The following is a 26,919-nucleotide window of genomic DNA, read 5'->3' as shown; positions in this document are numbered from 1 at the left end:
CCGATCATGGCCACGAGTCGTGCGGCGCGTCTGGCGCCTGTGGTGGATATGGCGGAAAAGGCCGAGAAAACTGCCGTTCAACGTTTGGCGTATTTTCAGGGCCAGGTGGCCGTCGCCGAAAGCAAACTGGCGGACCTCGAGAATTTTCGCCTCGAATATCAGGAACAATGGATCGCCCGTGGCAGCCACGGCGTTTCCGGCCAGTGGTTATTGGGCTATCAGGGGTTTCTCGCGCAACTGGGGACGGCCATCGACCAGCAGCGCCAGAGCCTGGTCTGGCACCAGAACAATCTGGAGAAGGCTCGCCAGAGCTGGCAAGAGGCCTTCGCCCGGGTCGAAGGGCTGCGCAAGCTGGTGCAGCGCTATATCGATGAGGCGCGGCAGTTGGAGGACAAGCGCGAGCAAAAATTGCTGGATGAACTGTCCCAGCGCCTGCCGCGCCAGGATCCATTCTGATCGCGGCACCGAATTTAGAGGAACGGGCGATCCAAAACCTTGCTCAGACCTCTACCAGGTGCTACACCTTGTACACGTATGTCCATGACAGGGAAGCCTACTATGTCAGTCGTTACAGAAGTCTCCGGCGATGGGAAGAAACTGACGATTTCGATCAAGGGTCGTTTCGATTTCGGGCGGCATCAGGAATTTCGTGAATCTTACGAAAAGTTTTCCCAAAAGCCCGAAATTTACGTCGTGGATCTGAAAGACACCACTTATCTTGATAGCTCCGCCTTGGGCATGTTGCTCCTGCTTCGGGATTACGCCGGAGGGGAAGACGCCAATGTGAGCGTCTCCAACTGCAGTGCGGATGTGCGCAAGATTCTTGCGATTTCCAATTTCGACAAGCTGTTCGACATCGACGGCCCGAAAGAGGACAGGTCGGATCCTAAAGACGCAGCGCAGCACGACCACGCCCATCGGGACAAGCTTCATGCAGGCAAAGCTTGACCGGCAGCCATGTTGTCCGATACCGAGCCCCTGACGGTCCTGATTGCCGAGGACAGTGCCGCTGATCGGCTGCTGTTGTCGACCATTGTCCGTCGCCAGGGTCATCATGTGCTGACTGCCGCCGATGGCGCCGAGGCAGTGGAGGTCTACCGGCAGCAACGTCCTCACATGGTATTGATGGATGCCATGATGCCCGTCATGGACGGATTCGAAGCGGCACAGAAGATCAAGCACCTGGCCGGCGAACAGCTGGTCCCCATCATCTTTCTCACGTCCTTGACCGAAAGTGAAGCCTTGGCTCGTTGCCTGGAGGCCGGTGGCGACGATTTCCTGGCCAAACCCTATAACCAGGTGATTCTGGCGGCCAAGATCAAGGCCATGGACCGCTTGCGCCGGTTGCAGGCCACGGTTGTCGAACAGCGCGACCAGATCGCTCGACACCATGATTACCTGCTCAACGAACAACGGGTCGCCAAGGCCGTGTTCGACAAGATCGCCCATTCCGGCTGCCTGAGCGCGCCGAATATCCGATACCTGCAATCGCCCTATGCCCTGTTCAACGGCGATTTGCTCCTGGCCGCCTTCAATCCGGCCGGAGACATGCACGTCCTGTTGGGGGATTTTACCGGGCACGGCTTGCCGGCGGCGGTCGGCGCCATGCCCCTGGCGGAGGTCTTCTACGGCATGACCGCCAAGGGCTACGGCCTGGCGCAGATCCTGCGGGAGATGAATGCCAAGCTCAAGCGCATCCTGCCGGTCGACATGTTTTGCTGCGCGACGCTGTTGTGCCTGAGCTTTCAGCGTTGCACCGTGGAAATCTGGAACGGTGGCATGCCCGACGGCTACCTGCATGACAGTCTCAGCGGCGCGCGCAAGCCCCTGCCAGCGCGCCATTTGCCGTTGGGCGTACTGACGCCACAACTGTTCGACGACCGTACCGAAGTGCATCCCATGGCGGTGGGGGATCGGGTATTCCTGTTGTCGGATGGTGTGATCGATACCAGTAATGAAGAGGAAGAACTGTTCGGTGTGGAACGGCTACAGGCGGTATTCGCTGCCAATCGCGAGCCGGACTGCCTTTTTGAAGAAATCCAGCAGTCGCTGCGCGAGTTCCGTGGCGAGGCTCGCGATGACTTCAGCATGGTGGAGGTGCGGATGGTTGCGCCGACGCAACTCAACCCGCCGCCACCGGTCTATTCCGATAGCGGCCAGTCCAGCCCCCTGGACTGGTCGGTGAGCTTCGAATTCCGGGCGCAGACGCTCAGGCGGTTCAATCCGATGCCGTACTTGCTGCAGCTGTTGCAGGAGGTTCATGGGCTCAGGGCTCAGAGTGGAGCCCTCTACAGCGTTCTCTCGGAGCTGTATTCCAACGCCCTTGAGCATGGGGTGCTGGGACTCGACTCGGGTATCAAGCGTGATGCGTCGGGTTTTGCGCGCTACTATACGGAGCGCAACTCACGCCTGGAGGCGTTGAGTGACGGTCATATCAGGGTGCATTTGCACGTTACCCCCCATGGTGAGGGGGGGCGCTTGGTGATTGAGGTCGAAGACAGTGGTGGGGGCTTCGATGTCGCCCATGTGCTGGCGCGCCCGCAGGACTGCGACAGGCTGTCCGGGCGAGGCGTGAGCCTGGTACGCCAGTTGAGTCACCAGGCCGTCTGGTCAGACGATGGTCGTAATGTACGCGTGGAGTTTTTCTGGGAGGCTCTGGCATAATCCAGGCCATTCTTGATCAAGGAGTGAACAAGTGAGTGAGATACATCTGGACCGCGATGTGCTCAGCACATTGAAGGAAGTCATGGAGGAAGGGTATCTGGAATTGCTCGATACCTTTCTCAACGATTCCGAGGCTCGCCTTCGGGTGCTGCACGAGGCCCGCGACGCCGAGAAACTGAGTGCCACGGCCCATAGCTTCAAGGGCAGCAGCAGCAACATGGGCGCCATCCGCCTGGCCGAGCTGTGCGGTGAGCTGGAGCAGCGCGCCAAACAGCCTTCACTGGGTGGCATCGAGAAACTGGTCAGCGAAATCGACAGTGAATTTGCTCATGTGCGCAACCTTTGCAGGGAAGAGCGCGAAGGTTTCCACTGCTGAGAGTCGTGCGCGCAATTCCATGTTTGCCTGAGTTGGCCCAACCCTTGCAGTGACTTGTCCCGACTGTACCTATGATTTCAGTGCAGCGGAGACTTTTATGCCCGTTACGCCCAACACACTGCTGCAGGCCGCTACCCAGGCCAAGCCCCAGACCGCCGTCAATTCACCGGCAGCGGCCCCGGAGCCAGGGAATAGAGCCTCCAGCTTCGCGCAGGTCTTCGCCAAGCAGACGCCTGTCAAATCACCGTCGGTCTCGGACCCTTCGATCAAGCCGGTGCGTGATAAGAGCCCCGACAACCCCGTCAAGAAGGAGGTCGACAGCGAAACGGCTGCCGCGCCAGAACCGACCGTTGCCGATAGCGGCAAACCTTTGCCCGCCGACAAGCCGGCTACGGCTGACGATCAGGGCGCCAGCGAAGACCGCGACGATACCGCCCAAGCGCCTGAGGCCGAGGCTCAGCCTGCCAATCCGACGCTCGATCCTGCCTTGTTGCCGGAGACCGTCGCACCGGTCGTGACCGTGGAGGTTGCCCCCGCGCCGGTGGACGCTTCCTCTGCATCTCAAGTGGCTACTGCGGTGGCATCGCCGGTTGTTCCCCTGATCACGCCGGCCAAGGCCGAGACGCCAGTGGTGGATCCGGAGTTCGATCCACAGGCTGATCCTCTCGATGCCCTGCCAGTGCTGCGCCTGGCGATGGAGCAGAGCGGCCATGTTTCCGCTGCCAGCCAGCCAAAGGCGGCCGCTACGGCGCCGCTCGAAGCTGAACAGACGTCCACGTCGGCCCAGGCATTTGCCGCCGGCATGGCCAATATGCTCAGCGTCCAGGCCGACCAGGACAGCACCGGCCCGGGTAGTCAGGGCGGCGACAAAGCCTTTAGCGGCCTCATCAGCGAAGGTCTGAAGGATTTGGGCGCTGCATCCAGCGATACCCGGGTGGATGATTTCGCCAACCGTCTGGCGGCACTGACCCAGGCCGCTACACCCAAGACGGCCAATGCGGTACCGGTCAACCAGCCCATCGCCATGAACCAGAGCGGTTGGACTGAAGAAATCGTCAACCGGGTCATGTACCTCTCCAGCGCCAATCTCAAGGCGGCGGACATCCAATTGCAGCCGGCCGAACTCGGGCGACTGGATATCCGGGTGAACATGGTTCCGGACCAGCAGACCCAGGTGACCTTCATGAGCGCCCATTCCGGCGTTCGCGAGGCCCTCGAAGGCCAGATGCACCGCTTGCGGGACAGTTTCGCCCAACAGGGCATGGGGCAGGTCGATGTCAACGTCTCCGATCAGTCCCGTGGCTCCCAGAACCAGGACCAACAGGCACAGCAGCAGGCCCAGGCCGGACGCATCACCTCAAGCGGTTCGCGTCTGGATTCGGCCGATGAAAGCCTGCCGGCCAACGTGGTCGATGCCGCGGCCAACACCACCAGCGTCATCGGCACCAGCGCGGTGGATTACTACGCCTGATCAGGCGCCACAGACCCTGTGGGAGCGGGCTTGCTCGCGAAAGCGGTATATCAGTATCGATGACGTCGACTGACACTCCGCCTTCGCGAGCAAGCCCGCTCCCACAGTTGTTTTGAGTTTTGCAAATTGCTTCTGGCATAACACTTGCTCCTGCCTTCCCATGCAACCGTAAACCCCCCGATTAGTGACGGATTATTGGCATGGCGAAGAGCGAAGCAGCAGCTGTAAAAGACCCCGCGACCAAAGGCAAACTCAAGATGATCATTCTGATCGTGGTGGGCTTGCTGCTGGCGATCGGTGTTTCCGTGGGGGCGACGTGGTATTTCATGCACAACGCTCAAAGCAAGCCAGCGCCCGTGGCCGAAGCGGCTCCGGTCGGCAAGCAGCCGGCTATTTTCGAGCCCATGGCGCCTGCGTTCGTGGCCAACTACACCCAGAATGGTCGCCAGCGCTACATGCAGGTCAGCATTACCTTGTTGGGCCGCAACCAGGCCGACCTCGAAGCGCTGCGTGTGCACATGCCGCTGATCCGCAATAACCTGGTGATGCTGTTTTCCGGACAGAATTTCGACACCCTGGCGACTCCGGTCGGCCAGGAAATGCTCCGTCAGAAAGCCACGGCCAGCGTTCAGGAAGTGGCTCAGAAAGAGCTGGGCAAAGTGGTGATCGAACAACTGCTTTTCACTAACTTCGTATTGCAGTAGGAACACGACATGGCCGTGCAGGACCTTTTGTCCCAGGACGAAATCGACGCGCTGTTGCATGGTGTCGACGACGGCCTGGTGCAGACCGAAACCGCTACTGAACCGGGCAGCGTCAAAAGCTATGACCTGACCAGCCAGGACCGCATCGTTCGTGGACGCATGCCGACCCTGGAGATGATCAACGAGCGTTTTGCCCGATACACCCGCATCAGCATGTTCAACATGCTGCGCCGTTCGGCCGACGTGGCCGTCGGTGGCGTGCAGGTGATGAAGTTCGGTGAGTACGTGCATTCGCTGTATGTGCCCACCAGCTTGAACCTCGTGAAGATCAAGCCGCTGCGCGGTACCGCGTTGTTCATTCTGGACGCCAAGCTGGTGTTCAAGCTGGTGGACAACTTCTTTGGCGGCGACGGTCGGCACGCCAAGATCGAAGGGCGTGAATTCACTCCCACCGAATTGCGGGTGGTGCGCATGGTGCTGGAGCAGGCCTTCGTTGACCTGAAGGAAGCCTGGCAGGCGATCATGGAAGTGAACTTCGAGTACATCAACTCGGAGGTGAACCCGGCCATGGCCAACATCGTTGGCCCGAGCGAAGCCATTGTGGTATCGACTTTCCACATCGAGCTCGACGGAGGAGGCGGTGATCTGCACGTGACCATGCCTTATTCGATGATCGAGCCGGTGCGCGAAATGCTCGACGCCGGTTTCCAGTCGGACCTCGACGATCAGGACGAGCGCTGGATCAATGCCCTGCGCCAGGACGTCCTGGACGTGGATGTGCCGATCGGGGCGACAGTTGCCCGGCGTCAACTGCGCCTGCGGGACATCCTGCACATGCAGCCAGGGGACATCATTCCCGTCGAAATGCCCGAAGACATGATCATGCGCGCCAACGGCGTGCCGGCCTTCAAGGTCAAGATGGGCTCTCACAAAGGCAACCTGGCGTTGCAGGTAATCGAGCCGATCGAACGCCGTTGAGTGGTGTCGAACGCTGTAATCGAATTTAGGTTTTTTACTGATTTTTGCCCGCCGAGGACAAATGATGGCTAACGATATGAACAACCAGGACGACCAGGCGCTGGCCGATGAATGGGCTGCGGCCCTGGAAGAAGCCGGTGAAGCCGGGCAGGCCGACATCGACGCCTTGCTGGCCGCCGACACCGGCGCCCATGCGTCCAACCGTCTGCCGATGGAAGAGTTTGGCAGCGTGCCCAAGAGTCATGAGCCGGTGACGCTGGATGGACCGAACCTGGACGTGATTCTCGACATCCCGGTGTCGATATCCATGGAAGTGGGCAGCACCGACATCAATATCCGCAACCTGCTGCAGCTCAACCAGGGGTCGGTGATCGAGCTGGACCGCCTGGCCGGCGAACCGCTGGACGTGCTGGTCAACGGCACCCTGATCGCCCATGGCGAGGTGGTGGTGGTCAACGAGAAGTTCGGCATCCGCCTGACGGACGTGATCAGCCCGAGCGAACGCATCAAGAAGCTGCGCTGAGTGAAAGGGGTTATCGCAACAGCCCTCATGCTGCCGTTCAGCGTGTTGGCCGCCGAGCCTGCGGCGACTGCAACGGCAAGCGCAGCGGCGACCGGCAGTGGCATGGCCGGGCAGCTGGCGCAATTGGTGCTCGGCCTGCTGTTGGTGCTGGGGTTGATCTTTTTCCTGGCCTGGCTGCTGCGTCGCGTTCAGCAGGCGGGGCCGGCCGGCAAGGGGCAGGTCATCGACATCGTCGGCTCCCGCGCGCTGGGACCGCGTGATCGTCTGGTGCTGGTGCAGGTTGGCAATGAACAGATCCTGCTGGGCATGAGCCCCGGCACCATCACCGCGTTGCACGTGCTCAAGGAGCCGGTGCAGGTGCCCACTTCCGAACAGGCTGCTCCCGAATTTGCCCAGCGCCTCATGGAACTGCTGGGTAAAGACCAGAAGGATAGAAAGTAATGCCGTTGCGCATTCTGTTGGCGCTGGCCTTGATGCTGGCCGCACCGTTGGCGTTTGCCGCCGATCCGTTGTCGATCCCGGCGATCACCCTCGGCACCAACGCCGAAGGAGCCCAGGAATACTCGGTCAGCCTGCAAATCCTGCTGATCATGACGGCGCTGAGTTTCATCCCTGCGTTCGTCATGCTGATGACCAGTTTCACCCGGATCATCATTGTCTTTTCGATCCTGCGCCAGGCCCTTGGCCTGCAGCAGACGCCGTCGAACCAGATCCTTACCGGCATGGCGCTGTTCCTGACCATGTTCATCATGGCTCCGGTGTTCGATCGGGTGAACCAGGATGCGCTGCAACCTTACCTGGCAGAGAAAATCACCGCCCAGGAAGCCGTGGCCAAGGCTGAGGTGCCGGTCAAGGACTTCATGCTGGCCCAGACCCGCAGCAGCGACCTGGAACTGTTCATGCGCCTGTCCAAGCGCACGGATATCCCCAGCGCCGACCAGGCGCCGCTGACCATCCTGGTGCCGGCCTTCGTGACGTCCGAGCTGAAAACCGCGTTCCAGATTGGCTTCATGATTTTCATCCCGTTCCTGATTATCGACCTGGTGGTCGCCAGTGTGCTGATGGCGATGGGTATGATGATGCTGTCGCCGCTGATCATTTCCCTGCCGTTCAAGATCATGCTGTTTGTGCTGGTGGATGGCTGGGCCTTGATCATCGGTACGCTGGCAGGCAGTTTCGGCGGTGTTTAGACCATTCGTGCAGGTAGCAAGATATGACGCCTGAAGTAGCGGTAGACCTGTTCCGCGAGGCTCTCTGGCTGACGACCATGATGGTGGCCGTGCTGGTGATTCCCAGTTTGTTGGTGGGCCTGCTGGTGGCGATGTTCCAGGCCGCAACCCAGATCAACGAACAGACCCTCAGCTTCCTGCCACGTCTGCTGGTCATGCTGGTGACGCTGATCGTCGCCGGTCCATGGCTGGTGCAAACCTTCATGGAATACATCCTGCAGTTGTACGGCAGTATTCCCCAGTTGATCGGTTGACCCGATGTCGATGCTAGCGTTGACGGATACCCAGATCAGTACGTGGGTGGCGTCCTTCATCCTGCCGCTGTTTCGCGTGACGGCCGTATTGATGAGCATGCCGGTCTTCGGCACGACTCTGGTACCCACGCGCGTGCGCCTTTATTTTGCCTTGGCTATCACAGTGGTCATCGTGCCCGGCCTGCCGCCGATGCCGCCGGTCAACGCCCTGGACCTCAGTGCGCTGATGCTGGTGGCCGAGCAGATCCTCATCGGTGTGTTGTTGGGTTTTTCGCTGCAATTGTTTTTCCAGGCGTTCGTGGTGGCCGGGCAGATCATCTCGATCCAGATGGGCATGGCTTTCGCCTCCATGATCGACCCCACCAACGGGGTCAACACGGCGGTGATCGGGCAGTTCCTGACCATGCTGGTCACGCTGCTGTTCCTGGCCATGAACGGTCATCTGGTGGTGTTCGAGGTATTGACCGAAAGCTTCACGACCTTGCCGGTGGGCAGCGCGATGCTGGTCAACCATTTCTGGGATGTCGCCGGCAAGCTCGGTTGGGTGCTGGGAGCTGCCATGGTTCTGGTCTTGCCTGCAATCACAGCATTGCTGATCGTCAATATCGCATTCGGGGTCATGACCCGCGCCGCGCCGCAATTGAACATTTTCTCCATCGGTTTTCCACTGACTCTCGTCCTTGGCATGGTGATTTTCTGGATCAGTCTGGGAGATATCCTTAATCAGTATCAGCCGCTGGCCACCCAGGCCTTGCAGTTGCTGCGTGACATGGCACAGGCGCGCTAAACCATGGCGGAAAGCGAGAGCGGTCAGGACAAGACAGAAGACCCCACGGACAAGCGCAAGCGCGAATCCCGGGAGAAGGGGGAGATTGCGCGCTCCAAGGAGCTCAACACCCTGGCGGTGACACTGGCCGGTGCCGGTGGACTGCTGATTTATGGGGGAGGATTGGCCCTGGACCTGCTGGAGATCATGCGCCTGAACTTCTCTTTGCCCCGTGAGGTGTTGCTCACGCCGGGGGCCATGACCCAATACCTGCTGCATTCGGGCAAGATCGCTATCCTGGCGATGCAGCCGATCCTGATTTTCCTTCTGCTGGCTGCCATCATCGGTCCGATTTCCCTGGGAGGGTGGTTGTTCGCGAGCGGAAGCCTGGCGCCCAAGTTCAGTCGGATGAATCCGCTCTCGGGTCTCAAGCGGATGTTCTCCACCACGGCGCTGATGGAGTTACTCAAGGCACTTGGCAAGTTCCTGCTGATCCTGTTCGTGGCCCTGACAGTGTTGCAAGCCGACATCGACGATCTGCTGCGCATCGCCCATGAACCGTTGGAGCAGGCCATCATCCACAGTGTGCAACTAGTGGGCTGGAGTACCCTGTGGATGGCCTGTGGTTTGATTCTGATCGCAGCGATCGACGTGCCGATCCAGCTCTATCAGAGCAAGCAGAAGCTGATGATGACCAAGCAGGAAGTTCGTGACGAACACAAGGAGCAGGAGGGCAAGCCCGAGGTCAAACAGCGGATTCGTCAGTTGCAACACGAAGTGTCCCAGCGGCGGATGATGGCGGCGATCCCGCAGGCCGATGTGGTCATCACCAACCCGACCCACTACGCCGTGGCGCTCAAGTACGACCCCGACAAAGGCAACGCCCCGGTGTTGCTCGCCAAGGGTAGCGACTTCCTGGCGTTGAAGATCCGTGAAATCGCCGTTGCCAACGAAGTGATGCTGCTCGAATCCCCGGCGCTGGCGCGGTCGATCTATTACTCCACCGAACTCGACCAGGAAATCCCTGGCGGCTTGTACCTGGCGGTGGCTCAGGTGTTGGCCTACGTGTACCAGATCCGTCAGCACCGCGCCGGCAAGGGCAAGCGACCCGAACCGCTCAAGGACTTGCCGATTCCGCCGGACCTGCGCCGCGACTCTTGATTCACCGGGTTGGCTTTCAGGCCCCTGTTCTGGCCTTTGGCAAAAGTTGGAAGGCTTCTTGCAATACCCCCTCCGAGCCCGCTCCGGGCGTCAAAAGTTTGCTTCACGGAACGGGGAATATTGGTGGATCGCTCTCAGCTACTCAGCACCGCGCGCAGCAACGTCGTAGACCTCAGCAGGGGCAATCTGGGCGTGCCGCTGTTGCTCATGGTCATGCTGGCCATGATGATGCTGCCGGTACCACCGTTCCTGCTGGACGTGTTCTTCACGTTCAACATCGCTTTGTCGATCGTGGTCCTGCTGGTCTGCGTGTACGCCCTGCGTCCGCTGGATTTCGCGGTGTTCCCCACCATCCTGCTGGTGGCAACGTTGTTGCGCCTGGCGCTGAACGTGGCGTCCACCCGCGTGGTCATGCTCCATGGCCAGGAAGGTCACGCCGCCGCCGGTAAGGTGATTCAGGCCTTCGGTGAGGTGGTGATCGGCGGTAACTACGTGGTCGGTATCGTGGTCTTCGCCATCCTGATGATCATTAACTTCGTGGTGGTGACCAAGGGTGCCGGACGGATTTCCGAGGTGAGCGCGCGCTTTACCCTCGATGCGATGCCCGGCAAGCAGATGGCAATCGACGCCGACCTCAACGCCGGTCTGATCGATCAGGGTCAGGCCAAGGCGCGTCGCTTGGAAGTGGCCCAGGAAGCCGAGTTCTACGGTTCCATGGACGGTGCCAGCAAATTCGTGCGCGGTGATGCCATCGCCGGTCTGCTGATCCTGTTCATCAACCTTATCGGCGGCATGGCTGTCGGTATTTTCCAGCATGGCATGACCTTCGGCGACGCCGGCAAGGTCTACGCGTTGCTGACCATCGGTGACGGTTTGGTGGCGCAATTGCCATCACTGTTGTTATCCACAGCCGCCGCGATCATGGTCACCCGTGCCTCGGGCTCCGAAGACATGGGCAAGCAGATCGGCCGGCAGATGTTCGCATCGCCCAAGGCTCTGGCCGTGGCCGCGGGTCTGATGGCGGTGATGGGGCTGGTGCCGGGCATGCCGCACATCTCCTTCCTGAGCATGGCGGCCGTGGCGGCAGGCGGTGCCTACCTGTTCTGGAAGAAGCAGAACGTGCAGAAGGAGCAGGCCCTGCAAGAGGTCAAGCGTCAGCAGGAGCTGTTGCCGTCGCCAGCGCGCGCCATGGAAACCAAGGAGCTGGGCTGGGACGACGTGACGCCCATCGACATGATCGGCCTGGAAGTCGGCTATCGCCTGATCCCATTGGTCGACCGTAACCAGGGCGGCCAGTTGCTGGCGCGGATCAAGGGCGTGCGCAAGAAGTTGTCCCAGGACCTGGGCTTCCTGATGCCCACCGTGCACATCCGCGACAACCTCGACCTGGCGCCGAGCGCCTATCGGCTGACGCTGATGGGGGTCATCCTGGCCGAGGCCGAGATCTACCCGGATCGCGAACTGGCGATCAACCCGGGTCAGGTCTATGGTTCGCTCAACGGCATCACCGCCAAGGATCCGGCTTTCGGCCTGGAAGCGGTGTGGATCGAAATCAGTCAACGGGCCCAGGCCCAGTCCCTCGGTTACACCGTGGTGGACGCCAGTACCGTGGTTGCAACCCATTTGAATCAAATTCTGTACAAGCACTCCAGCGAGCTGATTGGCCACGAAGAAGTCCAGCAATTGTTGCAGGTACTGGCCAAAGGCTCGCCCAAACTGGCCGAAGAGCTGGTGCCAGGTGTGGTTTCGTTGTCGCAACTGCTCAAGGTCCTGCAAGCGCTGCTGGCCGAACAGGTGCCGGTGCGCGACATCCGCAGTATCGCCGAAGCGATCGCCAACAACGCTTCCAAGAGTCAAGATACCGCCGCCCTGGTGGCTGCGGTGCGGGTCGGCGTATCCCGTGCAATCGTCCAAAGCATTGTAGGCACTGAGTCCGAGCTGCCTGTGATCACTCTGGAACCAAGGTTGGAACAGATATTGCTCAATAGTCTTCAGAAGGCAGGACAAGGCTCGGAAGAGGGTGTTCTGCTGGAGCCAAGCATGGCCGAGAAGCTGCAACGTTCGTTGATCGAGGCAGCCCAGCGGCAAGAGATGCAAGGCCAACCGGTGATCCTGCTGGTGGCAGGTCCGATCCGCGCGATGCTCTCGCGCTTCGGCCGCCTCGCAGTTCCGGGGCTGCATGTGCTGGCGTATCAGGAAATACCGGACAACAAGCAAGTGACCATTGTTGCGACAGTAGGGCCCAACGGCTGAGGTAGTGGTTTATGCAAGTGAAGCGTTTTTTCGCCGCCGATATGCGTCAGGCCATGAAACTGGTTCGTGACGAGCTGGGCGCCGAAGCAGCCATCATCGGCAACCGCCGGATCGCCGGCGGTGTCGAGCTGACGGCGGCCCTGGACTACAAACTGTCTGCGCTGGCCCCGCGGGTTCCGAACATGGAACTCGAGGATGAGCTGCGCAAGACCCAGTCGCGCATCGCCAGCGCCCAGGCTGAACTGAGCCTGCGCAGCAGCGAAGGCGAGGCCGCGGCGGGTACCAATCGTCAATTGTTCGCCGGCCAGCCGTTGACCGCCGGCCTGCCCTTGACCGCTGCCGAGCCGCTGATCGAGCCGACCCCGGCCGAGCCGCGTCGTCCGGCTCCGGCACCGGCCGCGCCAGCCCCCGGTCTCGATCCGCGGGCTCTGGACTCGATGCGCTTCGAACTCAACAGCCTGCGCGAGTTGATGGAAGTCCAGCTCGGCTCCCTGGCCTGGAACCAGTTGCAAGGTAGCCGTCCGGCCCAGGCCAACCTGTGGCGTCGTCTGCAACGCATCGGCCTGTCCGGCCCGTTGGCTCGCGACCTGCTGGCGCTGATCAATGACATCGAGGAGCCTCGCCAGGCCTGGCGCATGCTGCTGGCGCACCTGGCACGGATGATCGCCACGCCGGAAGTCGAGCCGCTGGAAGAGGGCGGGGTGATTGCGATGGTCGGCCCGGCCGGCATGGGCAAGACCACCACCCTGGCCAAGCTCGCCGCCCGTTATGTACTCAAGTACGGTGCCCAGAGCATTGCCCTGGTCAGCATGGACAGTTTCCGCATCGGCGCCCAGGAACAGCTCAAGACCCTGGGTCGGATTCTCAATGTGTCGGTGACCCACGTGGACCCGGGCCAATCCCTGGCCCAGGCGCTGGAACCCCTGCTGCGCAAGCGCGTCGTGCTGATCGATACCGCCGGCCTGCAAGCCAGCGATCCGGCCCTGCGTATGCAGCTTGAAAGCCTGGCCGGTCGCGGTATACGGTCAAAAAATTATCTCGTGTTGGCAACCACCAGCCAGAAACAGGTTCTAACGGCCGCTTATCACAGCTACAAGCGCTGTGGTCTGGCCGGTTGCATCCTGACCAAGCTGGACGAAACGGCAAGCCTGGGCGAGGTATTGAGCCTGGCGATCGGTCACGATCTGCCGGTGGCGTACCTGACCGATGGGCCGCGGATCCCGGATGATTTGCATCTGCCGCGTCGCCATCAACTGGTCAGCCGTGCAGTGAGTGTGCAAATGCAGGACGAACCCAGCGAAGAAGCCATGGCTGACATGTTCGCTGATATCTACCACAGCCCGACCAAGCAGGTTGGCTGAGGTAATCATGAATATTTTTTTTGTACCTACATCGATGGTCTGCCATGCAATGTTCAATGTGAACGCGCAGCCAGTAATGTGGCCTCCGTCTAAGTAAGACAAGGTAAAGAACGAACATGGGCAGCATGCATCCCGTACAGGTGATCGCGGTGACCGGCGGCAAAGGTGGCGTCGGCAAGACTAACGTGTCAGTGAACTTGTCCCTGGCTCTGGCAGAGCTTGGCCGACGGGTCATGCTGCTGGACGCCGACCTGGGCCTGGCGAACGTCGACGTGCTGCTGGGGCTCACACCCAAGCGCACCCTGGCGGACGTCATCGAAGGTCGTTGCGAGCTGCGTGACGTGCTGCTGCAAGGCCCTGGCGGGATTCGCATCGTGCCGGCCGCCTCTGGCACCCAGAGCATGGTTCATCTGACTCCGGCGCAGCACGCGGGCCTGATCCAGGCGTTCAGCGATATCGGTGACAACCTCGATGTGCTGGTGATCGATACCGCGGCCGGCATCGGTGACTCGGTCGTCAGCTTTGTGCGCGCAGCCCAGGAGGTGTTGCTGGTGGTCTGCGACGAGCCGACGTCCATCACCGACGCCTATGCCCTGATCAAGCTGCTGAACCGCGACTACGGCATGAACCGCTTCCGCGTCCTGGCCAACATGGCCCAGAGCCCCCAGGAGGGACGCAACCTGTTCGCCAAGTTGACCAAGGTCACGGATCGCTTCCTGGATGTTGCGCTGCAATACGTGGGCGCCGTGCCTTACGACGAAAGCGTACGCAAGGCCGTCCAGAAGCAACGTGCCGTCTATGAAGCCTTTCCACGTTCCAAATGCGCGCTGGCGTTCAAGGCAATCGCCCAGAAGGTCGATACCTGGCCGCTACCGGCAAACCCACGCGGGCATCTGGAATTTTTCGTCGAGCGTCTTGTGCAACAAACAGCAGGGCCCGTGTTATGACAGCCAGCGGTTACAACCATCTCTACAAGAAATCGGCACGGGACGCCCAATACGAGCTGGTGGAGCGTTACGCGCCCCTGGTCAAGCGTATTGCCTATCACTTGCTGGCGCGTCTGCCAGCCAGTGTCCAGGTCGAGGATCTGATCCAGGCCGGCATGATCGGCCTGCTCGAAGTGGCGAACAAATACGACGCTAGCAAGGGCGCCAGTTTCGAGACCTACGCGGGTATCCGTATCCGTGGGGCGATGCTCGATGAGGTCCGCAAGGGCGATTGGGCACCGCGTTCGGTCCACCGCAATACCCGCATGGTCAGTGACGCGATTCGCGCCATTGAATCTAAAACCGGGCGTGACGCTAAAGATCACGAGGTTGCGGCCGAACTCCAGTTGAGTCTCGACGATTATTACGGGATTTTGAACGATACCCTGGGCAGCCGCCTGTTCAGTTTCGACGACCTGTTGCAGGACGGCGAACACGAAGGGCTGCATGAGGATGGCCCAAGTACCTACATGGAACCGTCGCGTGACCTGGAAGATGAACGCTTCCAGAGTGCGTTGGCGGATGCGATTGCCAATTTGCCGGAGCGCGAGCGACTGGTCTTGGCGCTGTACTACGACGAGGAGCTGAACCTCAAGGAAATCGGTGAGGTCCTGGGAGTCAGTGAATCGCGGGTCAGCCAGTTACACAGCCAGTGCGCGGCCCGTTTACGGGGGCGTTTGGGGGAGTGGCGAGCGCGCTGACAGGCGGCAGGAACGCATTGGGCGAGGTTGGCGAGGCAAGCCGCGTCAGTCGCCGTACGGTGTGTTCCGGACCGTTGTCGAGTGTTGTGCCGGATTGATTGAAATGGCGCGTTCAGGTGCTGGACACGTTTAAGACTGCTTGGAGGTCGAATTGGACAAGAACATGAAAATCCTCATCGTTGACGATTTTTCAACGATGCGGCGGATCATAAAAAACCTGTTGCGTGACCTTGGGTTCACCAACACGGTCGAGGCGGACGATGGCACCACTGCCATCCCGGTCCTCAACAGCGGGAGTATCGACTTTCTGGTAACAGATTGGAACATGCCCGGCATGACCGGTATCGACTTGCTGCGTCACGTGCGCGCCGATGAAAAACTCAAGCACCTTCCCGTGCTGATGGTCACCGCCGAAGCCAAGCGCGAGCAGATCATCGAAGCGGCCCAGGCCGGTGTGAACGGCTATGTGGTCAAACCCTTCACGGCCCAGGCGTTGAAAGAGAAGATCGAAAAAATCTTCGAACGCATCGGTTAATGGCGCCACGGGGGAGCTATGGAGCATAACGAATCTTCAATGGGCGATTTCGAATCGACCCTGAAAAAACATGCCCACGAACTGGTCGAGAACCTTGAAAAAGGCCGCTTCGGCGATGCAGTCCAGATGATCCACGAGCTCAATCAGACCCGGGATCGTGGTCTGTATCAGGAAGTCGGCAAGCTCACCCGTGAACTGCACAGCGCGATCGTCAATTTCCAGATCGACCCGAACACGCCGCAGGCCGAGGAAGTCTCGCAGATCACTGATGCGACCGAGCGTCTGTCCTATGTGGTCAAGCTGACCGAGGCTGCGGCCAACCGCACCATGGACCTGGTGGAAAGCGCAACGCCCCTGGTCAACGGCCTGAGCGACGAAGCCCAGGCCTTGAGCACCGATTGGGGCCGGTTCATGCGGCGTGAAGTCGGAGCGGAAGAGTTTCGCGAGCTGGCCCGTCGCGTCGACGGTTTTCTGACGCGCAGCAGCACCGAAAACCGCGCCGTGGCGAACAACCTCAATGACATCTTGCTGGCCCAGGACTATCAGGACCTGACCGGTCAGGTGATCAAGCGCGTGACCCAACTGGTCACCGAAGTCGAAAGCAATCTGCTCAAACTCGTGCTCATGGCCAGTCAGGTGGACCGCTTTGCGGGCATCGAACATGACCGTGCGGCGATGCTCGCTGAAAAAGATCCACAAAAACATCTCTCTCAGGGTGAAGGTCCGCAGATTCATGCCGATAAAAGAGAAGACGTTGTGTCCGGTCAGGACGATGTGGACGATTTGCTGTCCAGCCTTGGATTCTGAGTTTTAGCCCTGTTTTAGGAGCACCCCTTGATGAGCTTCGGCGCCGATGAAGAGATCCTTCAGGATTTCCTGGTTGAGGCCGGCGAGATTCTAGAGCAACTGTCCGAACAATTGGTCGAGCTGGAAAGCCGTCCCGATGATGCGGATCTGCTCAATGCAATTTTTCGCGGTTTCCACACTGTAAAAGGAGGCGCCGGCTTCCTCCAGCTCAACGAGCTGGTGGAGTGCTGTCACATTGCCGAGAACGTGTTCGACATCCTGCGCAAGGGGGAGCGTCGCGTTGACTCGGAGTTGATGGACGTGGTGCTTGAAGCGCTGGATGCGGTCAACAGCATGTTCAGCCAGGTGCGCGAGCGCTCGCCCATTACCCCCGCCACGCCTGAGTTGCTCGCCGCGCTGTCGCGCCTGGCCGAGCCGCAATCGGCTGACGAAGCCGCTCCGGTCGAAGCCGTGGTTGAAGAACCCGCTGTCGAAGAGCCGGTTGCCGAAGCGTCGGGCGATATTACCGATAACGAATTTGAACAACTGCTGGACTCCCTGAGCGCGGTGAAAGCCGAAGCCCAGGCCCCGGCAGCACCTGTTGCCCCGGCCGCCGAGGGCACGGCCAGCGATGAAATCACCGACGCCGAGTTCGAGTCGCTGCTCGACCAGCTTCACGGCAAAGGTCAGTTCGCGCCCGACGCCGTAGCCCCGGCAGCGGCGCCTGCCGCTCCGAATGCAACAGGTGACAATTCCGATATCACCGACGATGAATTCGAAGCGCTGCTCGACCAATTGCATGGCAAGGGCACGTTTGCCGTTGATGCACTGGAGTCGGCTATCGCATCTGCGCCGACCGCGGACAAGCCTTCGGCTGCAGCGGCCGGCAGTGACCTGATCACCGATCAGGAATTCGAATCGCTGCTTGACGAGCTGCACGGCAAGGGCAAATTCAGCGAAGTCGGTACGGCTTCCGCTGCGCCTGCAACTGCCGCGACTACGGCTGCACCGGCCGCCAAGGCTGCGCCAAAACCCGCCGCCAAGGCGCCGGAACCGAAGGCCGAGACACCCAAGCCTGCCGCTGCCGCTGCCGCCCCGGCGCCAGCCCGCGCTGCCGCCGCGCCACCGCCGGAAAAACCTGCCAGTGAAGCCGAAACCACCGTGCGGGTCGATACCGCGCGCCTGGACGAGATCATGAACATGGTTGGCGAACTGGTGTTGGTGCGTAACCGTCTGGTGCGCCTTGGCCTCAACAGCCAGGACGAAGCCATGTCCAAGGCCGTGTCGAACCTCGACGTGGTCACGGCCGATCTGCAGACCGCGGTCATGAAGACCCGGATGCAACCGATCAAGAAGGTGTTCGGGCGCTTCCCGCGCCTGGTACGTGACTTGGCTCGCCAGCTCAAGAAAGAAATCAACCTGGAACTGGTGGGTGAAGAAACCGACCTCGACAAGAACCTCGTCGAGGCCTTGGCCGACCCGCTGGTCCACTTGGTGCGCAACGCGGTCGACCACGGTATCGAGTCGCCGGAAGAGCGCGAAGCCGCGGGCAAGGTCCGTAGCGGCAAGGTGATCCTGGCGGCCGAGCAGGAGGGTGACCACATCCTTCTGTCGATCTCCGACGACGGCAAGGGCATGGACCCGGAAATACTGCGCGCCATCGCCGTGAAGCGCGGCGTGATGGACAAGGATGCCGCCGACCGCCTGAGCGACACCGAGTGCTACAACCTGATCTTCGCTCCGGGGTTCTCGACCAAAACCGAGATTTCCGACGTGTCGGGCCGCGGTGTAGGCATGGACGTGGTGAAAACCAAGATTTCCCAGCTCAACGGTTCGATCAACATCCAGTCGGTCAAGGGTTCGGGCTCGAAGATTCTGATCAAGGTCCCGCTGACCCTGGCGATCATGCCGACCCTGATGGTGATGCTGGGCAACCAGGCATTCGCCTTCCCGCTGGTCAACGTCAACGAGATTTTCCACCTCGACTTGTCGAAAACCAACGTGGTGGACGGCCAGGAAGTGGTGATCGTGCGGGACAAGGCGTTGCCGCTGTTCTACCTCAAACGCTGGTTGGTCAGTTCCGCCGCCCATGAAGAACAGGGCGAGGGCCATGTGGTGATCCTTTCGGTGGGCACCCAGCGGATCGGCTTTGTCGTCGACCAGCTCGTAGGCCAGGAAGAAGTGGTCATCAAGCCGTTGGGCAAGATGCTCCAGGGGACCCCAGGCATGTCCGGCGCCACCATCACCGGCGACGGTCGCATCGCGCTCATCCTCGATGTGCCAAGCATGCTCAAGCGTTACGCCACACGGCGTATTTGATTCTGGAGGGGCGTGGCCCAGGGCCGCGCCTCGTCTAACGGAGTGTTTATGGTAGTTAAAGTCCTGGTGGTGGACGATTCGGGGTTCTTCCGCCGCCGCGTCTCGGAAATTCTTTCAGCGGATACGAGTATTCAGGTCGTCGGCACCGCGACCAACGGCAAAGAGGCGATCGATCAGGCCCTGGCCCTCAAGCCGGACGTGATCACCATGGACTATGAGATGCCCATGATGGACGGCATCACGGCCGTGCGGCATATCATGCAGCGCTGCCCGACTCCGGTATTGATGTTTTCCTCACTGACCCACGAAGGCGCTCGGGTGACCCTCGATGCGCTGGACGCCGGTGCGGTGGATTTCCTGCCGAAGAATTTCGAGGACATCTCGCGCAACCCCGACAAGGTCCGGCAGTTGCTCTGCGAGAAGGTCCACAGCATTTCCCGCAGCAACCGGCGTGTCAGCGCCTATAGCCCACCGGCCTCGGCGCCTGTGGCTGCCCCGGCGCCTGCCCCGGCGCCATCGAGCAGCTTCAGTCCTTCGCCCTCACGCAGTGTACCGGCCCCCGTGCCGGCCCGTTCTGCGCCAGCCACGGCCACGGCTTCGTCGCCCGCGCCCAAGCGAAAGGCCTACAAGCTGGTCGCCATCGGTACGTCCACCGGCGGCCCGGTGGCGTTGCAACGGGTTCTGACCCAGTTGCCGGCCAACTTCCCGGCTCCCATCGTATTGATCCAGCACATGCCTGCCGCGTTCACCAAGGCGTTCGCCGAACGCCTGGACAAGCTCTGTCGCATCAGTGTCAAGGAAGCCGAGGACGGCGATATCCTGCGTCCTGGCCTGGCCCTGCTGGCGCCGGGTGGCAAACAGATGATGATCGATGGCCGTGGCGCAGTGAAAATCCTGCCTGGCGATGAGCGCTTGAACTACAAGCCTTGCGTGGACATCACCTTCGGTTCCGCTGCGAAATCCTACGGCGACAAAGTTCTGGCGGTGGTGCTCACCGGCATGGGCGCCGATGGTCGCGAAGGCGCGCGCCTGCTCAAGCAGGGCGGCAGTACGATCTGGGCCCAGGACGAAGCCAGCTGTGTGATCTATGGCATGCCGATGGCGATCGTCAAAGCGGACCTGGCCGATGGGGTATACGGGCTGGACGATATTGGCAAGCACCTGGTCGAGGCGTGCGTGTAATGGACGTACTCAGCCTGATCGGCATCATCATGGCGTTCGTCGCCATCATTGGTGGCAATTATCTGGAAGGCGGCCATCTGGGCGCGCTGGCCAACGGCCCCGCAGCATTGATCGTGCTCGGCGGCACCATCGGTGCGGCTTTGTTGCAATCGCCCATGAGCGCTTTCAAGCGCGCCATACAGGTTCTGGTCTGGATCCTTTTCCCGCCACGGGTGGACTTGGCCGGTGGTATCGATCGCGTCGTGAATTGGAGCTTGACCGCTCGCAAGGAGGGCCTGCTCGGCCTGGAAGGGGTCGCCGATGCGGAGCCGGACGCCTATTCGCGCAAAGGCCTGCAATTGCTGGTGGATGGCGCCGAACCGGAAGCCATCCGCAGCATTCTGGAAGTGGATTTCTACACCCAGGAGAGTCGCGACATCGAAGCGGCGAAGGTGTTCGAAAGCATGGGCGGTTACGCACCGACCATTGGCATCATCGGTGCGGTCATGGGCCTGATCCATGTGATGGGCAACCTGGCCGATCCATCGCAGCTGGGCAGCGGCATTGCGGTGGCCTTCGTCGCCACCATCTATGGCGTGGCGAGTGCGAACCTGGTGCTGTTGCCGATTGCCGCCAAGCTCAAGTCCATCGCATTACGCCAGTCGCGTTATCGCGAGATGTTGCTGGAAGGCATCCTGTCCATCGCCGAGGGTGAGAACCCGCGTTCCATTGAGTTGAAGCTTCAGGGCTTCATGGATTGATGGGAGTAATGGACCATGGCGCGCCGCAGACATCATGAAGAACACGTCAACCATGAACGCTGGCTGGTTTCCTACGCCGATTTCATCACGTTGCTGTTCGCCTTTTTCGTGGTCATGTACTCGATCTCGTCGGTGAACGAGGGCAAATACAAGGTTATTTCCGAAGCGTTGATAGGGGTCTTTACCGACTCGGACCGTGCCCTCAAGCCCATTCCCATCGGGGAGGAACGACCCAAGACCACGACGCCGGCCAAGCCGCTGGTCAGGGACGCCGAGCAGGTCGATGCCGGAATCGCTGGTGGCAGCGATCCGCTGAAAAGCATCGCCGATGATATCAGCGCTGCGTTCGGCGACTTGATCAGCTCCAACCAGATGACCGTGCGCGGCAATGAGCTATGGGTAGAGATCGAGCTCAACTCCAGCCTGTTGTTTGGCAGCGGCGATGCGATGCCCAGCGACATGGCGTTCAATATCATCGATAAAGTGGCGGCGATCCTGAAGCCGTTCGACAACCCGATTCATGTGGAAGGCTTCACCGACGACCAGCCGATCCGCACCGCGCAGTACCCGACCAACTGGGAATTGTCTTCGGCTCGTTCGGCCAGCATCGTGCGCATGCTCGCCATGCAGGGCGTCAACCCGGGTCGCCTGGCGTCGGTGGGGTATGGCGAGTTCCAGCCGGTGGCCAACAACGCCACCGTCGAAGGGCGGGCCAAGAACCGTCGCGTGGTACTGGTGGTGTCGCGCAACCTTGATGTGCGCCGCAGCCTGACCGGTACCGGCACGGCCCACGCGACGCCGGACGCGGCATTGAAGCGGGCTGGCACACAAACTGCACCGGCTCCGGTCAAGACACCGGGAAGACAGAGCGCCGTCAATTCTCCGTCACCCGCTTTATAACCGAGCTATTTCTCGGTCGAGCCAGTTTCGGCCGGGAGGAACGATCCGAATGAGAGTCTGGGCAGTTGCCAATCAAAAAGGGGGCGTGGGTAAAACCACCTCTTCCATCGCTTTAGCCGGATTGCTGGCGGAGGCGGGCAAGCGCGTGGTCATTGTCGATCTGGACCCCCACGGCTCGATGACCAGCTATTTCGGCTACGATCCCGACAGCCTCGAGCACAGCAACTACGACCTGTTCCTGCACAAGGGCAGCGTGCCCGAAGGGTTGCCGGGGCAATTGTTGTTGTCCACCAGTGACGAGCGGATTTCACTGTTGCCGTCCAGCACCGCCCTGGCCACCCTGGAGCGCCAGTCGCCCGGCCAGAGCGGCCTGGGCCTGGTGATCGCCAAGAGTCTGGCGCAGCTGTGGCAGGATTTCGATTACGCGATCATCGACAGCCCGCCGCTGCTCGGCTTATTGATGGTCAATGCCCTGGCGGCCAGCCAGCAGTTGGTGATCCCGGTGCAGACCGAACACCTCGCGGTCAAAGGCCTGGAGCGGATGGTCAACACCCTGGCGATGGTCAACCGCTCGCGCAAGCAATCGCTGGCCTTCAACATCGTGCCAACCCTGTTCGACCGGCGCACCCAGGCTTCCATGGGCACCCTGCGGGTATTGCGCGACATGTATCCCGATGACATTTGGCAAGGCTATATCCCGGTGGACACACGCCTGCGCGATGCCAGCCGCGCCGGCCTGACTCCTTCGCAATTCGATGGCAAGAGCCGTGGCGTGCTGGCTTACCGGGCACTGCTCAAGCATCTGCTGGCTCAGCAGCTCGTTTCACAGCAGGTGGCCTGATTGAACGCCTCTAAATGTTTCCCAGGCTCAAGTCCCATGGCAATCATGCCGATAACATCCATATGCGGTGCACTGTTTCAATGAACCGCCCGATCAAGACAACCTCGCGTCCGCAATTGGCCTTGCAGTCCTACCTGGACGGGCTTCTGCAGGAAGCGACCGAAGAACTGCCACCGCAGCCGAGCGTGGTCGAGGCTACGCCCGAACCCGTCGAAGCCGAAGGCGCGTTGGATGAGTTTCAAGCGGCCGTGCTCGAGGAGCAGGCCCGTGATGCACGCCAGTCGGTCATGACTGCGGCGGTCGAAGCACCGTTCGTCAAGCCGCCGGTGAAAGTGATGGAGGCACCCGCGCCAATCCTGGCGCCGGTCTCGACCGTTGCGCCGTTGTTGCAGGGCCTGGTCAAGCCGGTGGTGGAAGTCCACCTGCCGCCGAGCAGTCCGCCGCCACCGGTGCCGGGCGACGACCGTCCGGCCTGGGCCGCCGAAGCGTTCGAGTGCCTGTTGTTCGATGTGGCCGGGTTGACCCTGGCCGTGCCGCTGGTGTGCCTGGGATCGATTTATTCCCTGGCCGGGCAGGAATTGACGCCGTTGTTCGGCCAACCGGAATGGTTCCTCGGGATCCTGCCCAGCCAGGCCGGCAACCTGAAGGTACTGGATACCGCGCGCTGGGTGATGCCGGATCGTTATCGCGACGATTTTCGCCAGGGCTTGCAGTACGTGATTTCGGTACAGGGTTACGAGTGGGGGTTGGCGGTGCATCAGGTCAGTCGCTCGTTGCGCCTGGACCCGAACGAAATCAAGTGGCGCAGCCATCGAGGGCAACGGCCATGGCTGGCCGGTACGGTGATCGAACACATGTGCGCCTTGCTGGACGTTTCCGAGTTGGCTGAGCTGATCGCCAGCGGCGGGGCAAAACACCTGGGCGGCACCAAGCCGGTCCAGAAACCGAAATAACACAACCGGCGACGCGCAGCGTCACGGGGCAGAATACACACCGCCACAGGCGGTTTTTCGAGGGGTCAGGGTATGAATGATAAGGCGTCGTCTCTCAAGGGTTCCGAAGATCCGATCCTGCAATGGGTCACCTTCAAGCTCGATAACGAAACCTACGGCATCAACGTGATGCGCGTGCAGGAAGTGCTGCGCTACACCGAGATCGCGCCGGTGCCGGGTGCGCCCAGCTACGTGCTGGGTATCATCAACCTGCGGGGTAACGTGGTCACCGTGATCGACACCCGTCAGCGTTTCGGCCTGAGCTCCACCGAAGTCAACGACAACACCCGTATCGTGATCATCGAGGCCGACAAGCAAGTGGTCGGTATCCTGGTCGACAGTGTTGCCGAAGTGGTTTACTTGCGTCAGTCGGAAATCGAAACCGCGCCTAACGTCGGTAACGAAGAATCGGCCAAGTTCATCCAGGGCGTCTGCAACAAGAACAACGAGTTGCTGATCCTGGTCGAGCTGGAAAAAATGATGAGCGAAGAAGAGTGGTCGGAACTGGAGAGTATCTGATTTGATCCTTGAGGTAGCAGTCATTGTCCTGTTCCTGTTCTGGGCGGGCACGCTGGCGATGTTTTTAGCGTACATACGCGGCCAGCGGCAGATCGCCGCACAGCAGGCCCAGGGCGATGCGCTGCGTGACCAGCGCATCAAGGACTTGGCCAAGCGTGTCGACGATTACCAGAACGGCACCGTGCGCATGGGCGAAGCCATCCATGAGCTGCGTGCCGTGCTCGCGCCGTTGCCGGACAAACTGGCCCAACTGGAACAGCGCGACCCCTCCAGCCTGTCCTTCGCCCAGGCCGCCCGCCTGGTCGGCATGGGCGCCAGCGTCGACGAACTGACCCAGGCCTGCGGCCTGACCCAGGCCGAGGCGGAGTTGATGAGTAAGTTGCACCGGGGCGGGTGAGCGCCTCAAGTCGCAGAACCTGTGGGAGCACAGCTTGCTCGCGATAGCGGTAGACCAGTCAAGACAATTGTCGACTGACCTGCCCCAATCGCGAGCAAGCTATGCTCCCACGGGTGTTGTAGCGCCGTTTGATCCCTGACTGACCAGCATCGGGTAGCAGCCAGGATCTTTTTATCCCAAGGTCGTCGTGGTCAATAATCGTCGCCGCGATCGGTCACGTCTTTCTCGAGACTCGGCGCGTGCGGGTCATAGCCCTGAGGAAACTTGCCCTTGAGGTTCCAGGCAAACGCGATGATTTCGGCAATCGTGCGGTACAACTCTTCCGGAATGCTATCCCCCAATTCCAGCCGTGCCAGCAGCTTCACCAGCTCGGCATTTTCATAGATCGGTACTTCGCTGTCCCGGGCGATCCGCAGGATTTCCTCGGCCAGGGCTTCGTCGCCCTTGGCGGTGAGGGTCGGGGCGTGATGGCCATCGTACTTGAGGGCGATGGCCTGGCGGGGTTCGGTGTGGCTTGTCATGCGGTTTCGTCCACCCAGCGTTGTTCGAGCCGGGTCTTGGGGCCTTGGGGCGGGGTGCCGAGATGGCAATCGAGATCACCCACGTTCAGACCACAGGTCAGTAGGCGTTCGCGCAGCGCGGCCAGGTTGCTTTCGATCAGGCTGGCCGTGTAAGGCCGTTGTGCCCACAACTGGCTCGACAGACTGCCGCTGAGCAGCTGCACCTGAACCTGTAACGGCCCCAGCGGCTCCATGTCGAACGCCAGCTCGACCCGCCAGAGCTGCTGTCGTGTCTCGCGTTCTTCCCGATGCTCGTTCGATTGCTCACGGGGCGGGGTTTCCTCGCGCTGAAACTTCACCTGCAACGGCACAATATCCTGCAGGTTGCGCATCGGGATTTCCAGTTGCCAGGTGCTCATCAAGCGACCGTCGTCGGTCAGGCCGGTCTGTTCCAGGCTGGACAGTTGATGGCTCTGCAGGCGCGACACGGCGGCAGCGGCGAGGCGCAGCAGGTGTTCAAGATCGCCTTCGTCGTCCTGCTCTTTCAACAGGCGCGAGGGGAGGGGAAAACTGGTGGGTTGCGGCTTGGCGCTGACCTGACCGAGGGTGCCGAGGGCGTTGCGCACGAAGCTGGGCAGTGCCTGGGCCAGGGTGTTGGCAGCAATGATTGCACTCAGGTTAGTGGAGGCGGGCAGGGCCGGTGTCAGTTGCGCGATCAGTTTCAGCAGGTCACCCTTGAGGTCCGGCGCCACGGCGGGCGGTTGTCCGGCCAGCAATTTGCTTTCCAGGAACACGCCGCTGGATGCCAGGGCCAGGGCGAGGCCCTTGGGCGTGCTCAGTTGCTGGACGTCCGGCAGACTGGCCAACAGACGCGTCACCGCGGCGCGCAGCTCGATACCGGTGTCTTCGGTGGCGGGCAGGTTCTGCAACACGGTAATCAAATTGTCCAGCGAGCCCTGGCGGCTCACTTGGGTGACCAGTTGCTGGCTCACCGCCAATTGTTCCTGGCGGTTGCTCAATGGAACGAACTTCAGTGTCTGGGCATCCTGGACCTGGGCGCTGAGCAGCGCGCCGATACGCAGCGGCTGGGGACTGTCGATATCCAGGGTGGCGCCGGCCTGGGCGGTGTTGAGCAGGCTCACCAACGACCGGTATACCACCGGCTGCCCTGGCACCTGCGGCAGCGCCTGACTGGTGATGACCTTGCCTTGCAACAGGGTGCCGACGGGCATCTGTGTTGTGTCGATACGGGTCAGGGTGGCCACGCTGGACGCGACGGCCTGCTGCACGGCAATCGCCAGGTTGTTGGCGGACGGCTGGGTCACCGCCAGGCTGGTGCCCTGGGGCAGCGGCTGGGTGCTGGTGGCCTGTACCGTGGCCTGGCGACCGCTGTCCAGGGTGAGTTTGAGCAACAGCTGAAAGGTCTGGTCCGCCTGTTTAAGTGACAAGACCTCGGCCTGGGCGGTCTGGCCGGAGCCGATCAGGCCCTCGACCGGCGTCAACAGTTTGAGCAGCTCGCCGTTGACCACCGGCGTGCGTGTCGTTGCCGTGGCCTGGGGCAGCGGCAGGATGTTCATGTCGCCTGTCATCTGCGGTCTTACCTTGGAAAAATAAGCTCTCTTTAGACCCGGGAGCGGCATGTATAATGCCGCCCGTCTTTCAGGCAGTGGCGAAAACCTTGCAATTGTTTGACGCAGCTCTGTGGAACAGGCCCTCAAAGCATCTATGCTGCACCTCTTTAACGGCCGCTGCACCGCCGACTTGAACCGTATAAGGCCCGC

The 26,919-nt window shown here is 61.0% G+C and carries 28 protein-coding genes and 1 pseudogene; 27 read left to right on the top strand and 2 right to left on the bottom strand.

Annotated features, from left to right (window positions below):
• Positions 1-6: 6 nt before the first annotated feature.
• The 27 genes and pseudogenes from fliJ to LCU97_RS02355 all read left to right on the top strand — a co-directional run bounded on the left by fliJ (position 7) and on the right by LCU97_RS02355 (position 24,638).
• Positions 7-456, top strand: coding sequence for a flagellar export protein FliJ (gene fliJ, locus LCU97_RS02485; protein WP_053154949.1), 450 nt, complete (start codon positions 7-9; stop codon positions 454-456).
• A gap of 102 nt (positions 457-558) precedes the next feature.
• A pseudogene (locus LCU97_RS02480) lies at positions 559-858 on the top strand (STAS domain-containing protein); the annotation flags it as partial.
• Positions 859-957: 99 nt separating this feature from the next.
• Positions 958-2,664 (top strand): ATP-binding SpoIIE family protein phosphatase, encoded by a 1,707-nt coding sequence (locus LCU97_RS02475; protein ID WP_053154951.1) that lies wholly within the window; start codon positions 958-960, stop codon positions 2,662-2,664.
• A gap of 31 nt (positions 2,665-2,695) precedes the next feature.
• Complete coding sequence (locus LCU97_RS02470; protein WP_042731736.1) at positions 2,696-3,040, top strand: Hpt domain-containing protein; 345 nt, start codon at positions 2,696-2,698, stop codon at positions 3,038-3,040.
• A 97-nt stretch (positions 3,041-3,137) separates the two neighbouring features.
• Complete coding sequence (locus LCU97_RS02465; RefSeq protein WP_232775460.1) at positions 3,138-4,511, top strand: flagellar hook-length control protein FliK; 1,374 nt, start codon at positions 3,138-3,140, stop codon at positions 4,509-4,511.
• A 200-nt stretch (positions 4,512-4,711) separates the two neighbouring features.
• A complete protein-coding gene (fliL, locus tag LCU97_RS02460; RefSeq protein WP_053154955.1) occupies positions 4,712-5,215 on the top strand; it encodes a flagellar basal body-associated protein FliL in 504 nt (167 codons plus the stop codon).
• Between the two features lie 9 nt (positions 5,216-5,224).
• On the top strand, positions 5,225-6,193 hold the full coding sequence (gene fliM, locus LCU97_RS02455) for a flagellar motor switch protein FliM (protein WP_053154957.1): 969 nt from the start codon (positions 5,225-5,227) through the stop codon (positions 6,191-6,193).
• Between the two features lie 64 nt (positions 6,194-6,257).
• On the top strand, positions 6,258-6,716 hold the full coding sequence (gene fliN / locus LCU97_RS02450) for a flagellar motor switch protein FliN (protein WP_053154959.1): 459 nt from the start codon (positions 6,258-6,260) through the stop codon (positions 6,714-6,716).
• A gap of 27 nt (positions 6,717-6,743) precedes the next feature.
• Entirely contained in the window at positions 6,744-7,157 is a 414-nt protein-coding gene (gene fliO, locus LCU97_RS02445) for a flagellar biosynthetic protein FliO (RefSeq protein WP_156315965.1), read from the top strand.
• A complete protein-coding gene (fliP, locus tag LCU97_RS02440; protein ID WP_053154963.1) occupies positions 7,157-7,906 on the top strand; it encodes a flagellar type III secretion system pore protein FliP in 750 nt (249 codons plus the stop codon). Before fliO ends, fliP begins: the two co-directional genes overlap by 1 nt.
• 23 nt (positions 7,907-7,929) lie before the next feature.
• Entirely contained in the window at positions 7,930-8,199 is a 270-nt protein-coding gene (gene fliQ, locus LCU97_RS02435; RefSeq protein WP_047226258.1) for a flagellar biosynthesis protein FliQ, read from the top strand.
• A 10-nt stretch (positions 8,200-8,209) separates the two neighbouring features.
• Positions 8,210-8,986: a flagellar biosynthetic protein FliR gene (gene fliR, locus LCU97_RS02430; RefSeq protein ID WP_371259605.1), complete on the top strand. Its 777-nt coding sequence runs from the start codon at positions 8,210-8,212 to the stop codon at positions 8,984-8,986.
• Positions 8,987-8,989: 3 nt separating this feature from the next.
• A complete protein-coding gene (flhB, locus tag LCU97_RS02425) occupies positions 8,990-10,126 on the top strand; it encodes a flagellar biosynthesis protein FlhB (RefSeq protein ID WP_053154967.1) in 1,137 nt (378 codons plus the stop codon).
• A gap of 123 nt (positions 10,127-10,249) precedes the next feature.
• Positions 10,250-12,379: a flagellar biosynthesis protein FlhA gene (gene flhA, locus LCU97_RS02420; RefSeq protein ID WP_053155391.1), complete on the top strand. Its 2,130-nt coding sequence runs from the start codon at positions 10,250-10,252 to the stop codon at positions 12,377-12,379.
• 11 nt (positions 12,380-12,390) lie between these two features.
• Positions 12,391-13,740, top strand: coding sequence for a flagellar biosynthesis protein FlhF (gene flhF / locus LCU97_RS02415; RefSeq protein WP_053154970.1), 1,350 nt, complete (start codon positions 12,391-12,393; stop codon positions 13,738-13,740).
• Between the two features lie 116 nt (positions 13,741-13,856).
• Positions 13,857-14,687 (top strand): flagellar synthesis regulator FleN, encoded by an 831-nt coding sequence (fleN, locus tag LCU97_RS02410; protein WP_003184001.1) that lies wholly within the window; start codon positions 13,857-13,859, stop codon positions 14,685-14,687.
• Entirely contained in the window at positions 14,684-15,427 is a 744-nt protein-coding gene (gene fliA / locus LCU97_RS02405; RefSeq protein WP_053154972.1) for an RNA polymerase sigma factor FliA, read from the top strand. The genes fleN and fliA overlap by 4 nt, the downstream gene beginning before the upstream one ends.
• A 163-nt stretch (positions 15,428-15,590) precedes the next feature.
• The gene (locus LCU97_RS02400) at positions 15,591-15,962 is read left to right on the top strand and encodes a chemotaxis response regulator CheY (protein ID WP_003183998.1); all 372 of its coding nucleotides are present in this window, start codon (positions 15,591-15,593) and stop codon (positions 15,960-15,962) included.
• Positions 15,963-15,980: 18 nt separating this feature from the next.
• Positions 15,981-16,769 (top strand): protein phosphatase CheZ, encoded by a 789-nt coding sequence (locus LCU97_RS02395; RefSeq protein ID WP_053154974.1) that lies wholly within the window; start codon positions 15,981-15,983, stop codon positions 16,767-16,769.
• Positions 16,770-16,799: 30 nt separating this feature from the next.
• Positions 16,800-19,067 (top strand): chemotaxis protein CheA, encoded by a 2,268-nt coding sequence (locus tag LCU97_RS02390; RefSeq protein WP_232775459.1) that lies wholly within the window; start codon positions 16,800-16,802, stop codon positions 19,065-19,067.
• A 48-nt stretch (positions 19,068-19,115) separates the two neighbouring features.
• Positions 19,116-20,249, top strand: coding sequence for a protein-glutamate methylesterase/protein-glutamine glutaminase (locus tag LCU97_RS02385; RefSeq protein WP_053154979.1), 1,134 nt, complete (start codon positions 19,116-19,118; stop codon positions 20,247-20,249).
• On the top strand, positions 20,249-20,989 hold the full coding sequence (locus LCU97_RS02380; protein WP_053154981.1) for a flagellar motor protein: 741 nt from the start codon (positions 20,249-20,251) through the stop codon (positions 20,987-20,989). Before LCU97_RS02385 ends, LCU97_RS02380 begins: the two co-directional genes overlap by 1 nt.
• Before the next feature lie 15 nt (positions 20,990-21,004).
• On the top strand, positions 21,005-21,889 hold the full coding sequence (gene motD / locus LCU97_RS02375) for a flagellar motor protein MotD (RefSeq protein WP_053154983.1): 885 nt from the start codon (positions 21,005-21,007) through the stop codon (positions 21,887-21,889).
• A 49-nt stretch (positions 21,890-21,938) separates the two neighbouring features.
• Entirely contained in the window at positions 21,939-22,730 is a 792-nt protein-coding gene (locus LCU97_RS02370; RefSeq protein ID WP_232775458.1) for a ParA family protein, read from the top strand.
• A gap of 80 nt (positions 22,731-22,810) precedes the next feature.
• A complete protein-coding gene (locus tag LCU97_RS02365) occupies positions 22,811-23,683 on the top strand; it encodes a CheW domain-containing protein (RefSeq protein ID WP_053155392.1) in 873 nt (290 codons plus the stop codon).
• Positions 23,684-23,755: 72 nt separating this feature from the next.
• A complete protein-coding gene (locus LCU97_RS02360; protein WP_003183968.1) occupies positions 23,756-24,241 on the top strand; it encodes a chemotaxis protein CheW in 486 nt (161 codons plus the stop codon).
• 1 nt (position 24,242) lies between these two features.
• The gene (locus LCU97_RS02355; protein ID WP_053154987.1) at positions 24,243-24,638 is read left to right on the top strand and encodes a DUF2802 domain-containing protein; all 396 of its coding nucleotides are present in this window, start codon (positions 24,243-24,245) and stop codon (positions 24,636-24,638) included.
• A 191-nt stretch (positions 24,639-24,829) separates the two neighbouring features.
• On the opposite strand, the gene LCU97_RS02350 is transcribed toward LCU97_RS02355, so the two are convergent.
• Complete coding sequence (locus tag LCU97_RS02350; protein ID WP_053154989.1) at positions 24,830-25,159, bottom strand: EscU/YscU/HrcU family type III secretion system export apparatus switch protein; 330 nt, start codon at positions 25,157-25,159, stop codon at positions 24,830-24,832.
• Positions 25,156-26,727, bottom strand: coding sequence for a flagellar hook-length control protein FliK (gene fliK, locus LCU97_RS02345; protein WP_232775457.1), 1,572 nt, complete (start codon positions 26,725-26,727; stop codon positions 25,156-25,158). Before fliK ends, LCU97_RS02350 begins: the two co-directional genes overlap by 4 nt.
• Between the last annotated feature and the right edge of the window lie 192 nt (positions 26,728-26,919).

Origin of the sequence: Pseudomonas uvaldensis, assembly GCF_021271205.1 — a bacterium.
In the GTDB taxonomy this organism is placed as follows: Bacteria; Pseudomonadota; Gammaproteobacteria; order Pseudomonadales; family Pseudomonadaceae; genus Aquipseudomonas; species Aquipseudomonas uvaldensis.
The sequence above is the reverse complement of the archived record's forward strand: the minus strand, read 5'-3'. Positions and strand labels throughout refer to the sequence as shown.